This window comes from Nocardia australiensis (assembly GCF_020733705.1).
Classification (GTDB): domain Bacteria; phylum Actinomycetota; class Actinomycetes; order Mycobacteriales; family Mycobacteriaceae; genus Nocardia; species Nocardia australiensis.
In genome coordinates, this window is the sequence record NZ_JAJFZM010000001.1 from 945,739 (window position 1) to 960,685 (window position 14,947).

Here is a 14,947-nt window from a genome sequence, read left to right on the forward strand (position 1 = left end):
GTAGGTCACTTTCCCGGCCGTGACGGCGGTCACTAGACCAAGAGCCACCTCCCCGATGGACGGAAAAGTGGCCCTTGGTCGTTCGGGCTACTCGCCGACGGTGGCGCGCCGACGGACGCGACGAGCGGCCGCGACCAGATTGCGCAACGACGGCTCCAACTGCCAGTAATGCCGTGTCTTCAAACCACCGTCCGGGTTCGCCCACAACCGTTCCGGAGTGACGGCTTCGGCTGCGGCGGTGAGTAATTCGTCCAGCTCATCGATGTCGGGGATACGCGCGGAACGGCTTTCGTACACACCGGGGCCCACGCCGTGGCTGAGGCCGTGGCCGGACGCGAAGTCATCCTTGAGCGCCTCGAGCACCCATTCGATGGAGCGCGTCGCGACCAGCGCGGTGACATCGGCATCCAGCTGTTCGATTGCCTGGACTACCTCGAGGCGACCGGAATAGTTGATGTGCGTGTGGATTTGAGTTTCCGGCCGCACTCCTGAGGTCGCCAGCCGGAACGCACCGACAGCCCAGCGCAGGTACTCCGCGCGACCGACCGGGCGGGGCGGCAACATTTCCCGAATGGCGGGTTCGTCGACCTGAATGATCGAAATACCCGCGCGCTCCAGATCCACCACCTCGTCGCGGATCGCGAGCGCCACCTGGTCGGCGGTTTCGTACAGCGGCTGATCCTGGCGGACGAACGAACGCGCGACCATGGTGACCGGACCGGTGACAATGCCCTTGACCGGCTTGTCGGTCAGCGACTGCGCGTAGGTGATCCAATCGACCGACATCGGCGCGGGACGTGACACATCACCGTAGATGATCGGCGGTCGGACACAACGGGATCCGTACACTTGCACCCAGCCGTAACGGGTGGTCGCGAACCCGTCGAGCAACTCGGCGAAGTGCTGGACCATGTCGTTGCGTTCATGCTCACCGTGTACGAGCACGTCGAGACCGATGTCTTCCTGTAGACGGATCGTCGCCTCGATCTCGGCCTCGATCTTCTTGCGGTACTCCTCATCGGACAGCCGGCCCTGGCCGAGGTCGTAGCGGGCTTGCCGAATCCTGGTGGTCTGCGGGAAGGAACCCAGCGTGGTCGCGGGCACCGGCGGCAGATTCAACTTGCGCTGCTGGGCTTCTCGACGCACCTCATAGGGTTCGCGCGCGCGCATATCGGGCGTGACGGCGTAAACCCGTTGCCGCACTGCGTGTTTCTGCTTGAAATGCACCTCGGTCGGGCGCTTGCGCCACTTCTCCGACGGGCCCTCGGTGAGCGCCTTGGCCAGCGAAACCACCTCGCCCACCTTCTGTTTCGCGAAGGCGAGACGGTCGGCGACATTGCCCTCGATGTCGTATTCGACGAGCACGTCGTATGGCACATGTAGCAGCGTGGTGCCGGTGGAGACGACCAGGTCGGGGCACACCTCGGCCAGCTCGTTGAGGTAGGACAGCGTCACGTAACGGTCCGCACGCCACACATTGAGGCCGCTGATCACGCCCGCGTACAGGCGCTTACGACGAATGCCTGGCACCTTCGCGAGGTCCTGCGGGCTCATCCGGAAACTGGCCAGATCCAGACCAATGGCCTCGACATGGGTGCCCGCCAGGATGGTCAGCGCCGGACCGAAGTCGCCGTACTGGCCGGTGACGAGCATGCGTGGCCGCAGCGCGGAGGTCGAAAGTCGCTGGTAGGCCGCCTCGAAAGCGGCCAGCTCGGCGGGGCTGCGATCGGAGGTAAAGCAGGGCTCGTCCAGCTGAACGCAAGTCGCGCCGCGTTTGGCGAGTATCTCGAACAGCTGCTCATACACCGGAAGCAGCTTGTCCAACAGGCTGAGGGTGTCGAACTCCGCCGCACCTGGGACATGGCCGGCCTTGGACAGCAACAGCAGCGACAGCGGGCCGAGCACCACCGGGCGCAGCTCGATATCGCGCGTCATCGCCCGATCGAACTCGTCGAGCAGCGCCTCGGGATGTAGCGAGAACTCGGTGGACTCGTCCAGTTCGGGCTGCCGGTAGTGGTAGGCGGTGCCGAAGAACCGCACCAGCTCCAGCGGTGGCAAATCCGGACGACCGCGCGCCATCAGGAAGTAGAAGTCCAGCGGGTCGAGTTCGTCCTGTAACGGCTTGAACCGCGTCGGCACCGCACCGAACAGCAACGCGTTGTCCAGCACATGGTCGTAGAAGGAGAAGGTATTGCCGGGTACCTGAGTCAGCCCGGTGGCCGCCAGCTCGTTGAACTGCCGCTCCTGGATATCGCGCCGTACCTCGAGCAACTCCTCGCGCGAAACCCCGCCGCGCCAGTAGGACTCGAGCGCCCGCTTCAGTTCCCGGTGCGGCCCAATCCTCGGGTAACCGAGGATGCTCGACCCGTAACCATCGGTGATGTTGACCATGCGCGGGATACTCCCTTTCGATCACCTGCGCGGCATCCACCGACCGATGGAAACCCCGCAACGCTGCGCTCTCGATGTGCGGCCGAGTCGCCAAAACGACCCGGTCTCTCTTGCGGCTCGAGCCGCGTTTGCCAGCAGAACCTGTACCGCCGCAGGCAACTCACACCTTGTACTGATAGAACCCCGCGCCGGTCTTCTTACCCAGCAACCCGGCCTCCACCATGCGCATCAGCAACGGCGGCGCGGAGTACAGCGGCTCCTTGAACTCTGCGTACATGGAGTCGGCGATCGACTTGACGGTGTCCAGGCCGACCAGGTCGGTAAGTGCCAGCGGCCCCATCGGGTGAGCGCAGCCGAGCACCATCGCCTTGTCGACGTCTTCCTTGGTGGCGAAGCCGGACTCGACCATGCGGATCGAGGACAGCAGGTAAGGCACCAGCAGCGCGTTCACCACGAAGCCGGAGCGGTCGGCCGAGCGCACGACCTGCTTGCCGAGGACGTCACCGGCGAAGGCTTCGGCACGCTTGGACACCGACTCACTCGTCTTGAGCGTGGTGACCAGCTCGACCAGCGGCAGCACCGGAACCGGGTTGAAGAAGTGCATGCCGACCACACGTTCGGGGTTCGCCGTGGCGACCGCGATCTTCATTATCGGAATTGAGGAGGTGTTGGAGGCGAGCACCGCGTCGGGATCGGTGACGACCTTGTCGAGCTCACTGAAGATCGAGGTCTTCACCTTCTCGTCCTCGAGCACCGCCTCGACCACCAGCTGACGGTCGGCGAAGTCGCCGAGGTCGGAGGTGAACCGCAGCCGCCAGGCGGCCTGCTCGCGCTCACGCTCGGTGATCTTGCCGCTGCTGACCCCGCGGTCGAGCGAGCGCAGGATGCGGGAGCGGCCCGCGGCGGCTAGTTCCCGGGTCTGTTCGAAGACGAGCACGTCGACATGCGCCCGGGCACACACCTCCGCGATTCCGGCACCCATCTGTCCGGCGCCGATAACACCGACGCGTTGAATCTTCTCGCTGCTCACGTCCCGCTCCTGCTGTTTGTCTGGCTGTCGGGTGGCTGTAAAGGGCTGTGGTCCAAGGTATAGGGACGCCCTCCCCGCTGAGGGCTGTTCACCGGGGAGGGCGGTACAACCCCTACTGGATCAGAACTGCCCCTCTTCGGTGGAGCCCTTCAGCGCCGCCGTCGAGGTGTTCGGGTCCACGGTGGTGGCGATCAGGTCGAAGTAGCCCGCACCGACCTCACGCTGGTGCTTGGTGGCGGTGTAGCCACGGGCCTCGGCCTCGAACTCGCGCTCTTGCAGGTCGACGTAGGCGGTCATGCCCTCGCGGGCGTAGCCGTAGGCCAGGTCGAACATGCCGTAGTTGAGCGAGTGGAAGCCGGCCAGCGTGATGAACTGGAACTTGAAGCCCATCGCGCCGAGCTCCTTCTGGAACTTCGCGATGGTCGCGTCGTCCAGGTGCGCCTTCCAGTTGAAGGACGGGGAGCAGTTGTAGGCGAGCAGCTGGTCGGGGAACTCGCCGCGCACGGCTTCGGCGAACTTCTTGGCGAGCTCGAGGTCCGGCTTGCCGGTCTCCATCCAGATCAGGTCCGCGAACGGGGCGTATGCCTTGGCGCGGGCGATGCAGGGCTCGATACCGTTCCGCACACCGAAGAAGCCTTCGGCGGTGCGGGTGCCGTCGAGGAACGGCTTGTCGCGGTCGTCCACGTCAGTGGTGATGAGGGTGGCCGCTTCGGCGTCGGTGCGGGCGATGATCACCGACGGCACGTCGGCGACGTCGGAGGCCAGACGCGCGGAGGTCAGGGTGCGGATGTGCTGCTGGGTCGGGATCAGCACCTTGCCACCGAGGTGGCCGCACTTCTTCTCCGAGGCGAGCTGGTCTTCCCAGTGCACGCCTGCGGCGCCGGCCTGGATCATGGCCTTCTGCAGCTCGTAGGCGTTCAGCGCGCCACCGAAGCCGGCTTCGGCATCGGCGACGATCGGGGCGAGCCAGTTCTTGACGGAGTCGTCACCCTCGACCTTGGCAATCTCGTCGGCACGCAGCAGCGCGTTGTTGATGCGACGCACGACGGCCGGAACCGAGTTGGCCGGGTAGAGGCTCTGGTCCGGGTAGGTGTGGCCGGAGAGGTTCGCGTCACCGGCGACCTGCCAACCGGACAGGTAGATGGCCTGGAGGCCGGCGCGCACCTGCTGCACGGCCATGTTGCCGGTGAGGGCGCCAAGGGAGTTGATGTAGTCCTCGTTGTTGACGAGATCCCAGAGGATCTCCGAGCCGCGGCGGGCGAGGGTGGCCTCTTCGACGACGCTGCCCTGGAGCTTCGACACCTGCTCCGCGGTGTAGTTACGGGTGACGCCCTTCCAGCGGGGGTTGGTGTCCCAATCCTGCTGGATTTCCGCGGCGGTCTTCGGGGTGCCGGTGGTCATCTCTGACTCCACTTCCTCGTTTGGTCGGGATATGCCCCACGGTCGATTGTGCTTCGACTGCTGGAGCGGCAATTTGCAGACTTGCTAGGTCCGTGGGGTGTACTTCAACACGATGACACACCACGAAATAGCCGTCTACCTGTTACAAGTGTGAATTCGAGCTACGTTTTGATAGGCCATTGCTAACCTTGCAAAATTTGCGAGTTAATTGCAAGCATGAAAGCTACCGGCCGGTAGCTCTGACATGGGGTTTTAGCGTAACGCTCGTACTGTTAGTGATCCGGGTGAGTACCGACTTGCCCACGACCGAACATTCCCGGATGTGAGCACCTTCACAAGATCCGGCACGCGCCTTCAATATGCGTCGCGCCACCTTCGAGTAGTGGCAGTTCGCGAGGACCATCGGGCAAACTGGGTCGCCGAATCCACCCTCGGACAAACGTCCAGCTGCTGCGACGAGCCGCGGCGGTCGAGGACGCTCCAACAACCGGACAGGAGCACCATGCGGAAACTGTGGTTCACCACGGCGGTCACCTGCGCTTGTGCCGCGAGCCTGCTCGCCATTCCCGTCGCGTCGGCGGATCCGACCGCCGACGCGGGCACCATCGAATCCGTGGCACCCCTCGCCCCGGCCGCCACCCTGCCCGGTTCGGTGAACTCCACCCGCATCCAGTACTGGACCACCACCGCGAACGACGTGCCTTCGGTCGCGAGCGCCGCGGTCTACTTCCCACCCGGCGAAGCGCCCGCGGGTGGCTGGCCGGTGATCGCCTGGGCGCACGGCACCGTCGGCCTCGGCGACGACTGCGCGTATAGCGTGGCCGGGCCCGCCGCCATCGCACGCGACTGGGCGTATCTGGGCACCTGGCTCGAACAGGGTTACGCCATCGTCGCCGCCGACTACGCCGGACTCGGGACGCCCGGCGAGCACCCTTACCTCAATGGGATGGTCGAGGCACATAACGTCGTCGACGCGGTGCGGGCCGCGACGAGGCAGTACTCGTCGCTGGCGAAGAAGTGGGCGGTCGTCGGGCAGTCACAGGGCGGCGGTGCCGCCGTCTATACCGCGCGCTACGCGACCGAATTCGGCGGTACCGAACTCGACTACCGTGGCGCGGTCGGCACTGGCGTACCCGCGTATATCGAGGACATTCTGCTGCCACTCGGCCCGCATATGCCGCCGATAAAGCTGAGCCCGCACAGCACCGCCTACCTGCTGTTCATCCTCAACGGTCTGCGCACCACCTACCCCGAGTTGAACATCGAGTCCTTCCTCACCGACTCCGGCCGCGAGTGGCTGACCAAGGCACGCGAGACCTGCCTGGAACCGCTCGGCGATGAACTCGGCGCGCAAGGTGTGGTGATCGGCGATTTGTTCACCCGGCCACTGCGGCAGATACCCGACCTGCACGGACTACTCAGCCGATACCTCGGCCTGCCCGAATCCGGTTACGACAGGCCCGTTTTCCTCGGCCAGGGCCTGCGCGACACCGATGTCGTCACCCCGGAAACACTGCGCTTCGCCGCGGTACTCTCGGCAAATCGGCAGCCGGTGACACTGCACACCTACCCCACCGATCACAGCGGAACGGTCAACGCGTCGCTGCCGGATTCGCTGCCGTTCGTGCGTGGTTTGTTCGCCTGATCGAGCACGGCGAAGCTTCAGCCTGCTGGCGGATGGGTGCGACGCCAGTGTTCGGCGATGTCGATGCGGCGGGTGATCCAGACATCCGCGTGGGACTGGAAGCGGTCGACAGCGGCGGTGCGGGCCGGGCGGCCGACGATGCGACAGTGCAGACCGACCGACAGCATTTTCGGACCTTCCCGCTTCGCCTTCGCGATAGAGCACGTCGAAGCCGTCGCGCAGATGGGCGAGTAGCCGGTCACCGCTGCTGTCCTCTCTCGATGAGGTGCCAGATCCGATCCGCCGTCATCGGCAGCCGGTCCAGTCGTTGCCCGACCGCATCCCGGATAGCGTTCGCGAGAGCGGGTGCGACCGGGTTATAGGGGGATTCGCTCATCGACTTGGCGCCGAGCGGGCCCAGATCGTCGGCGGTATCGGCGAAGTACACCTCGGTGCGCGGAATGTCGGCGAACTGCGGAATGTGGTAATGCCGCAGCGTCTGCGTGGTCACGATGCCGTTGTCGGTGCGCATGTCCTCATAGAGCGCGGTCCCGATGGCCTGCGCGGTGCCGCCCTCCACCTGGCCGCGACACTGCACTGGATTGACCACGGTGCCCGCGTCGACGGCCTGGATCGACCGCAGGATGCGAACCGAGCCGGTATCCGGGTGAATCGCGACACGGAAAGCGTGCACATTGAAGCTGACCGAGCGTGGGCTGCCGTCGTGCGCGCCGGACGCGGACAATGCGCCACCGGCCAGTAGCTGCGCGGCGTCGAGCACCCGGTCACCGCAGCGGACGCCACCGGCCTCCCATTCGCCTTCGAGGCCTGTCATTTCGCGTGCCCGGTCGAGCATCTTCGCGCGCAATGCCCGTGCGGCGGCATAGGATGCCTTGCCCGCCACCGTAATTCCGGTCGAGCCGAACGCACCGGTGTCGTGACCGATGAGATCGGTATCGGATTGCCGGATCACGATCCGGCGCACATCGGCATCGAGCGCGGTGGCGGCGAGCTGGGCATGCACGGTGGTGGTGCCGTTACCGAATTCCGCAGTGCCGACACCGATCTCGTAGCGCCCGTCGGCCAGCAGGGTCGCCGTGGCGTCTGCACGGTGCCCACGCGGCGGAATGGTGGCGATCATCGACAGCGCCATGCCCTCGCCCACCCGCCAATCAGGCCCGGGAGCGACGACATCGCCACGCCGCAAAGCCTGTTCGGCCAGATCCAGGCACTGGTCGAGGCCGTAGCTGCCGATCAGGAGGTCGCCGTCGTCGAGCCGCGCCCCGACGAACGCATCGCCTGGGACGATCACGTTGCGCCGACGGAACTCGAACGGGTCGATGCCCGAGGCCCGCGCCAGATCGTCGAGCGCCGACTCGATCCCGTAGATGACCTGCCCGAGCCCATAACCACGAAACGCTCCGGAGGGAATGTTGTTGGTGTACACCGCTTGTGCTTCGACGCGCTTGTTCGCGCACCGGTACACCTCCACCGATTCGCCGACGCCGTGGAACATCACGCCGACACTGTGATTGCCGTAGGCGCCCGCGTCGGCGAGCACCTCGACCGCGAGCGCGGTCAGGATGCCAGCGCCATCAGCGCCGGCCGTCACCGCCACCCGCATCGGATGCCTGGTGGTGGCCGCGGTGAACTCGTCGGACCTGGTGAACTCGTACTGCACCGGCCGTCCGGTCCGCAGCACCGCGAGGGCGATCAGATCCTCCGCCAGCAGCTCCTGTTTGGCTCCGAAACCGCCACCGACCCTAGTCGCGAATACCCGCACCCGCGCACGCGGCAGCTCGTAGAGGTGACATAACTCGTCGCGCACCAGGAATGGCACCTGGGTACTGCACCGGATCACCAACCTGTCGCGCTCATCCAGCCACCCGATCCCACCGTGTGTCTCCAGATGCACGTGCTGCCCGCGCGGCGAATGCCACACCCCGTGCACCACGTGCGCGGCGGCGTCCAGCCCCGCCGCCACATCACCCACCTCGCCGTGCACCTCCGCGACAAGGTTTCGCGACATATCCGCGATCCGCGCCGAAACCGGCTTCCCTTCATGCAGTTTCGGCGCATCCGGGAGCAACGATTCGGCCGGATCGAATACCGCGTCGAGCACCTCGTATTCGACTCTCAACGCCCGGCATCCCGCCCGAGCGATATCGAGAGTGTCGGCGACAACAGCCGCCACCCGCTGTCCGACGAACCGCACCGTCCGGTCCAGCACGAAGGTGTCGTCGGGGTCGTCATCCCGAAACTCATGGCGCGCAGTAGAAAACGCGACATTTGGCGCGTCCGCGTAGGTCAGCACCGCATGCACCCCGGGCAGCGCTGCGGCGGCGACGGTATCAATCGCAACGATCCGCGCGTGTGGATGCGGACTCGGCAACACCGCGAGATGCAGTGGCGAGGTAGGCGGAGCAATCGAAGGGTCGCCGCCGGGGTCCAGGTCAGCTGGGCGGACATCGAAGGTGAACGGCTCGGTGCCGGTTACCACCCGAACCCCCGCTGGCGCGCCGATACCGGCTCCGGCCTGCCCCGACGATGCCGTCGAGACGGGGCAATCGGTCTCGGCGATCGATGGGTCGGCGCGCCTTGGTGCGACCGGGTCGCTGTCCACATCGAGGTTCGAGGCCGACCCGGTCAATGCGTCGACGATGGCGCGATAGCCTGTGCAGCGGCACAGATTCCCCTTCATCAACTCGGGTATGTCGGCGGCATTCGGAGCCGTTCGGCTATTTCCGCAGCCGAGACCGGCTGCCGTGACGACCATGCCCGCCGTGCAGAAGCCACATTGAAAACCGGCGGCGTCGAGGAATTGCTGTTGCACCGGATGCGGGTCGGCGGGGGTGCCGAGGCCCGAGGCCGTAGTGACGACACGGTCGGAGGCTCGGTATGCCGGAATTATGCAGGAGTGCACGGTATTCCCGTCGAGTTGTACCGAGCAAGCGCCACAGTCACCGGCGTCGCAGCCCTTCTTCACGGCTAGGTGACCGTGCTCGCGTAACAGAGTGCGCAAACACTGACCGGGACGCGGATCGGCTTGCACTTCTTCGCCGTCTACCTCGAATTTCATTGCCATTCACCGGCTTCGACTCGCAACTCGGCCGCCACCTGCGCGGCAAGCCTGCCCGCGACGTGGCGGCGCCAGTCGGGTGCGCCGTGCGGGTCGTCGAACCACAGTGTCGGATCTATCGCATCGATCGACGCCAGTACCTCGGCGGTGCCGGGCGGCTGGGCATAGTCCAAAACGACCGGTTTGGTGGTCGCGGCACTGACGGTGAGCGCGCACCGACGATCCGGCTCGCGACGCCCCATCACCACCGCGCCGGAGCGACCGAGCGGCGCTAGTGCGATTTTGCGGAAAGCCGTGCGCGAGAGCAGGCTTCGCGCCGGGACGGTGATAGATCGAAGCACTTCACCGGTGTTCAAAGCATTGGATCCCGGGCCGAACACGAACTTCTGCAATGGAATCCGGCGTTCTGATCCGCCAGGGGTCCACACCGAGGCAACGCCGTCGAGCGCGATCAGCGAGGCGAGCACGGCTCCGGCGGGCAGCGACAGACACACGTTCCCGCCGACCGTCGCGCTCCGCCAGATCTTGTGTGAGGCGACCAAAGCCCGGCACGCCCGCGCGAACAATGCCGTACCCGGCCAGTCCGCCCGCAAAACCTCCGCCCCCAACTCCCGCCCCGGCACCGAACCAGCGAACTCCGCCAGTGTGCAGGTCGCCGCGATCTCCAAGCCGTCGCGCACTTCGGTCAGCGCGGGCCAACCGAGCGCCGTGATGTCGACCAATCGCTCCAACCGCTCCTGCGGCTCGGAAAACAAGAAGGTCCCTCCGGCGAGCACCGCGCACGAACCACCCAATACCCCCAGGTCAGCACGCTCCCGCGCCACCACAACCTCCCGGATCGTATCCAGGTCCACAACTCACCTCGCTCCACTACCTCTGCCGCCACAGTAGAAGCCAAGAGTTGCCGCAATGTTGCGCGACACCTACCCAACATTGCTCCCCCATTACCGCCCTGCCAACCCCAAAACCCGCTCGAGTCGCCCATCGCCGCAACACCACGCTCGGGCCAGTAGGGCCCCGCGGGCATGCGGACCGCGGCATGATTCGCTTCCTTATCCCCAGCCCACACATATCGACAAAGCCGGTCCGAGATTCGGCGTCCAGCGCCGTTCGGTCCACTATCCGACCATGTCGACTTCAAACCATGGTCAATCCGAATATCGACCACGAATTCCGACTTGACTGATTACAGATCTCAACTCGACCAACCCATACCCCGGCTGGCAGCCTGTGGGCTACTTACGCCACGAGATACGCACTGGCACAACAGGTCCCGACTTCAACGAACTCACTGTCGCAATGTCGCCACGCTCCGACCGGTCGACGTGTACACTCCCTTCGAATAAGAGAGGGGGAGTTTAGTGTGCTTTCATAGCCACAAGTTCCAGCACTGTCTTGGTGATGGGCAAGTGATAGTTCGAACCACGGTCATTCCGGCTGGAGCGCCACGGGGGCGGCGTGGCCAACTTCAAGGTTGACCCGGCCAGTCTTGCCGGATTCAAATTGGATCTGCAGGACCTGGGAACAAACTTTTCATCGAACGCCTCCCGTTTACTGTCCGGGGTGGCCCTTCCCGGGTGAGTTCGAAATTCCAGACAACATCGTAGTGGACTTGGGTGTTACAAAGTATGGATTCGGAAATAATGTGTGGTGAAAGGAAAGCATTGATTCAGCCACGTGACCCGCTAATTTCGATTGGTCACTCGATATTTGCATTCGGTCGCACCACAGCGATGGCCGGAAGGATCTGATGGCACCGCAAATCCCTGGCATGCCAATGCCATTGCCGCCTACAGACCCCGGGGCAGGTAAGCACAATTCGCAACCGTGGTATAGCCGTGCTGATGACATAGCATTCGCGAAAGTAGCGCTCGCTGCGGCACTGGCCGCAGATGTTAAAGGACTGACCCATGCATCAGCTCATTTGCGCCACTATCTCAGTAACACCGGTAAGGACCTCGAGCTCGATCCGGATCAGATCCAGCAAGACGATCCCAAACTGAAACAGCTCGTCGACTACATCGTCACTGGGGCCGTCCGGGTCACCGCTAGCGACACCGGCAACTATGATAAGACGATTCAGTTCCAGTTGCCCTGGAGTTGGGACCACACATTTGACAAAGATGATAAGCGGGACTGGTTCTTGGCGATAGGCTCAGTGCACGTCACCGCCTGTGGAGCAGTCACAGTTCATAAACCGGATACCGAAGGCGCACAACCACGTGTCTCCGTTTATTTTCAGTTTCACCTATTCGACCGCTACAACTGGGATGGAACGAACAAAAATGATACAAAGAAAACCGAAATTCTCGGAATCGAGGTAGGTGATGTCCAGCTAGGCGGATTACACACGGCCGGAGTGGCGAAGGAATTCAACATGATCGGTTCATCAGTAATCAAGCTCTACGAGGGGGTTGTGTCCACCAGTGGTTTTATCGACCTGCCAACCGGACCCGAAAGCCGCAAAGACACCCATACTGATCCGACCCGGTGAGGTTCCTTCGATAAGGGGTCCCCGGTGGGCACTACTTGCCCTAATGGTCTGCATCCTTGTTGCAGTGTCGCTGGTCAGTACCGGATGCGACAGCGCCATCGATCGCGCTATACCGGCACCGCAAACCGAGACCTCGACCAGTCCAGAGCTGGTAAAAGAAGCAACCGAGTTCGGTGGGTGGGTGCTCCCGGAGAACGCGAAGATTCTCCTCGTAAGGAAGGAGATCGTACGCGACACAGATTATCTAATGGCTGTGGAGATGTCTCCCGCCAACTTGGCTTGGATGCTGGAGAAGTCTGGATTCACTGCCGCTTTCATGAGGTGGTCCCCGACACCCGCCGATACGACGATCGCTGGACCCGATCTAGCATCGTCGCCGAATGTTCAGTTGGCCCAGGACGTGTTTCAATCACCTGAGGGAGTAGGGATGTTCCGCAATGTCCTTGTCGACGAACGCAATGCGGAAACTCGTATAGCCCACATCGCGTTTCGTCAGGCCTAAAGCCATATTTCCCAAAGCACTATCGATCTGGACGATCGAAGCCCGGCCAGCTGTGACGCGCGACTACCGTTGATCGAGTCGATCGTGAAGCGGGCGGACCTCACCTGATCTGAGCGAGGTACGCCGCCGAGTACACGTTTCGAGCAATGATGCTATTGGGCTTTCGCGACCAGTTGAGCCTGCGCTCGGGCCACCTGGGTCGCGACTGTCGGCTCGTCGACGGTACGGACCTCACCGTCGCGCACCACTTCGCGGCCGTTCACTATCAACGCGGACAGTGGGGGCGCGGAGCCGAGGATCAGCGCGGCTATCGGATCGTCTATTCCGGCGTGGGCGGGGGTGTCGAGTCGCCATAGCGCTAGATCGGCTAGCTTGCCGGGTTCGATCGAGCCGATCTCGGTGTCGCGGCCGAGTACGCGCGCGCCACCAATTGTGGCTAGTGCCAATGCGGTTCGCACGCTCAGCGAGCGTGGACCGCCGTTGGCCCTGGCATACAGCAGCGCGTTGCGCGGTTCCTCGATCATCGAGCTGGATTCGTTGCTGGCCGCGCCGTCCACGCCGAGCCCGACGACCGCGCCCGCGGCTACGAGGTCGGCGGTGCGGGCTATTCCGGCTCCGAGGCGGCCGTTCGAGGTCGGGCAATGCGCGATGCCGGTACCGGATTCGGCGATTGCGGCTACCGCCGCGTCGTCGAGGTGCACAGCGTGGGCAAACCAGACATCGGGGCCGATCCAGCCGAGTTGTTCCATGTATTCGGCGGGTGTGCAATCGAATTGGGCAGCGCAGAATTCTTGTTCGTCGATGGTTTCGGCGAGGTGGGTGTGCAGGCGAACACCGGATTCCCGGGCCAGTGCGGCCGATTCGCGCATCAGGTCCGCGGTCACCGAGAACGGTGAGCATGGCGCGAGGGCGATTCGCAGCATCGAGTCGAACGATGGATCGTGCCAGCGTGTGATCGCGTCCGCGCTTGCGGCAAGCACGACATCCAGCGGTTCGACCACGTCGTCGGGCGGTAGACCACCCGAACTCGCCCCCAGATCCATCGAGCCGCGACACGGATGGAATCGCAGACCCACCGTTACGGCGGCCTCGATCTCCCCCGCGAGCAGGTCACCGCCGGCGCGCGGGAAGACATAGTGATGATCGGTTGTGGTGGTGCAGCCGGTACGAGCGAGTGCCGCGAGTGCCCCGGTGGCCGCCACCCGCACCGCTTGCTCATCGATACCGGCCCAGATCGGATACAACGTGGTGAGCCATTCGAACAGCGTGTTGTCCGCCGCGAAGCCGCGCGTAATCCATTGGTAGAGATGGTGATGGGTGTTCACCAGGCCGGGCGTCAACAGGCAACCGGTGCCATCGATGCGCGCCACCGCCGACCCGAATTCGGGCGGGTCGCCCGCGCCGACCGCACCGATCCGGTTGCCGTGCACTGTCACATAGCCGCGACGGAACTCGGTGCCCGCAGCATCGACGGTCGCCACGGCACAACCGTCGATTACGAGCGTCGGCCCGGTCACGGCAGCCATGCGGGCCCCGACTCCGGTGCGTCCTCGCGCGCGACCGTCGCGTGGATCAACCCGTAGGGCCGGTCGTCGGCGTGGAACACCTCGCCGTGGTTCTCGATCCCGAATCGGCCGAGGTCGTAGTCGAAGTGGTGTTTGTTCGGGGCGGCCAGCCGGATCTCCGCGAGCACGGGATAAGCCGCCAGCGCGGCGGTCGCCATCGCGAACAGCGTCTGCTGCAATGCCTTCGAATGCAGTGTCGCGAAGGTCTCCACCAGCTCGGCCCGGACACCGGCGTACACCTCGTCCCAATCCACGCCCGTGGTCGCCGCGAAACGCCACTGCACCACGAGCGAGGTCGCCAGCATCCGGTCGAGCGTCGGCTCGAGCGTGGTGAAGTCGTCGATGAGGAAGTCGACGAATTGGGAGCCGGTCGATTTCAGGATCACCAGATCCTGTACACCACCGATCACCCAGGCCCGCTGATCGGCGCCGTTGCCCGCCACCGTCACCGCCGCCGTACGCACCTCCGGCCCCCGACGCGTCCAGGTGTGGTCGTGCTCGGCCCCGCCGACCGACACCCGTTGCCAGCCATACTCCTCGACCTCGACCCGCGCGCTGTGTACCGGCTCTGTCTCATTGACGAAATGCGCCGCCAACGCCAGCGCGTATTCCTCGATGGTCTGCACCCCGGGCTTTTTCGCGAACGCGTACGCGGTGTGCTTCTGGGTGTCGGTGGGCAGCACCTTGGTCTGGTCGCCGCCGATGTAGGCGTCGGCGAAATCGCCTCGCAGCACGGTGGAGACATTCAGGTCGCGGATCTCGTGTCGCGCGTTGTCCCGATAGATCCGCACGACCCGGTTCTCGGCCTTGCCGTATCGGTTGTCCGACAGCACGATCGGCCCGGTCAGTTCCATGAAATGG

At 64.4% G+C, this 14,947-nt stretch carries 10 protein-coding genes and 1 pseudogene; 3 read left to right on the forward strand and 8 right to left on the reverse strand.

Annotated features, from left to right (window positions below):
* Positions 1–87: 87 nt before the first annotated feature.
* From metE to aceA, 3 genes are all read right to left on the reverse strand, one after another.
* Positions 88–2,391, reverse strand: a complete 2,304-nt coding sequence (gene metE / locus LKE06_RS04255; protein WP_227997295.1) for a 5-methyltetrahydropteroyltriglutamate--homocysteine S-methyltransferase — start codon at positions 2,389–2,391, stop codon at positions 88–90.
* Between the two features lie 160 nt (positions 2,392–2,551).
* Positions 2,552–3,421, reverse strand: a complete 870-nt coding sequence (locus LKE06_RS04260; protein WP_227997296.1) for a 3-hydroxybutyryl-CoA dehydrogenase — start codon at positions 3,419–3,421, stop codon at positions 2,552–2,554.
* Between the two features lie 120 nt (positions 3,422–3,541).
* The gene (gene aceA / locus LKE06_RS04265; protein ID WP_227997297.1) at positions 3,542–4,822 is read right to left on the reverse strand and encodes an isocitrate lyase; all 1,281 of its coding nucleotides are present in this window, start codon (positions 4,820–4,822) and stop codon (positions 3,542–3,544) included.
* Positions 4,823–5,324: 502 nt separating this feature from the next.
* Between aceA and LKE06_RS04270 the strand changes: the two genes are divergently transcribed.
* Positions 5,325–6,467 carry a lipase family protein gene (locus LKE06_RS04270; protein ID WP_227997298.1) on the forward strand — a complete coding sequence of 381 codons (1,143 nt, stop codon included), beginning with the start codon at positions 5,325–5,327 and terminating at the stop codon, positions 6,465–6,467.
* Positions 6,468–6,484: 17 nt separating this feature from the next.
* Here the strand turns inward: LKE06_RS04270 and LKE06_RS04275 are convergent.
* The 3 genes and pseudogenes from LKE06_RS04275 to LKE06_RS04285 all read right to left on the reverse strand — a co-directional run.
* A pseudogene (locus LKE06_RS04275) lies at positions 6,485–6,713 on the reverse strand (allantoinase); the annotation flags it as partial.
* Complete coding sequence (locus LKE06_RS04280; RefSeq protein ID WP_227997299.1) at positions 6,706–9,525, reverse strand: molybdopterin-dependent oxidoreductase; 2,820 nt, start codon at positions 9,523–9,525, stop codon at positions 6,706–6,708. The gene LKE06_RS04280 and the pseudogene LKE06_RS04275, both read right to left, overlap by 8 nt.
* Positions 9,522–10,379, reverse strand: coding sequence for an FAD binding domain-containing protein (locus tag LKE06_RS04285; protein ID WP_227997300.1), 858 nt, complete (start codon positions 10,377–10,379; stop codon positions 9,522–9,524). The genes LKE06_RS04280 and LKE06_RS04285 overlap by 4 nt, the downstream gene beginning before the upstream one ends.
* A gap of 896 nt (positions 10,380–11,275) precedes the next feature.
* Here LKE06_RS04285 and LKE06_RS04290 point away from each other — a divergent pair.
* Positions 11,276–12,019 carry a hypothetical protein gene (locus LKE06_RS04290; RefSeq protein ID WP_227997301.1) on the forward strand — a complete coding sequence of 248 codons (744 nt, stop codon included), beginning with the start codon at positions 11,276–11,278 and terminating at the stop codon, positions 12,017–12,019.
* A 64-nt stretch (positions 12,020–12,083) separates the two neighbouring features.
* Positions 12,084–12,521, forward strand: a complete 438-nt coding sequence (locus LKE06_RS04295) for a hypothetical protein (RefSeq protein WP_227997302.1) — start codon at positions 12,084–12,086, stop codon at positions 12,519–12,521.
* 152 nt (positions 12,522–12,673) lie between these two features.
* On the opposite strand, the gene LKE06_RS04300 is transcribed toward LKE06_RS04295, so the two are convergent.
* Positions 12,674–14,047 carry an 8-oxoguanine deaminase gene (locus LKE06_RS04300; RefSeq protein ID WP_227997303.1) on the reverse strand — a complete coding sequence of 458 codons (1,374 nt, stop codon included), beginning with the start codon at positions 14,045–14,047 and terminating at the stop codon, positions 12,674–12,676.
* On the reverse strand, positions 14,035–14,940 hold the full coding sequence (gene pucL, locus LKE06_RS04305; protein ID WP_227997304.1) for a factor-independent urate hydroxylase: 906 nt from the start codon (positions 14,938–14,940) through the stop codon (positions 14,035–14,037). Before pucL ends, LKE06_RS04300 begins: the two co-directional genes overlap by 13 nt.
* Positions 14,941–14,947 lie beyond the last annotated feature (7 nt).

What these genes read in the sequence shown, in the direction of transcription:
- metE (WP_227997295.1), bottom strand. Translation starts at nt 2,391, where the DNA reads ATGGTCAACATCACCGATGGTTACGGGTCGAGCATCCTCGGTTACCCG.
- aceA (WP_227997297.1), bottom strand. Translation starts at nt 4,822, where the DNA reads ATGACCACCGGCACCCCGAAGACCGCCGCGGAAATCCAGCAGGATTGG.
- LKE06_RS04270 (WP_227997298.1), top strand. Translation starts at nt 5,325, where the DNA reads ATGCGGAAACTGTGGTTCACCACGGCGGTCACCTGCGCTTGTGCCGCG.
- LKE06_RS04280 (WP_227997299.1), bottom strand. Translation starts at nt 9,525, where the DNA reads ATGAAATTCGAGGTAGACGGCGAAGAAGTGCAAGCCGATCCGCGTCCC.
- LKE06_RS04290 (WP_227997301.1), top strand. Translation starts at nt 11,276, where the DNA reads ATGGCACCGCAAATCCCTGGCATGCCAATGCCATTGCCGCCTACAGAC.
- LKE06_RS04300 (WP_227997303.1), bottom strand. Translation starts at nt 14,047, where the DNA reads ATGGCTGCCGTGACCGGGCCGACGCTCGTAATCGACGGTTGTGCCGTG.
- pucL (WP_227997304.1), bottom strand. Translation starts at nt 14,940, where the DNA reads ATGGAACTGACCGGGCCGATCGTGCTGTCGGACAACCGATACGGCAAG.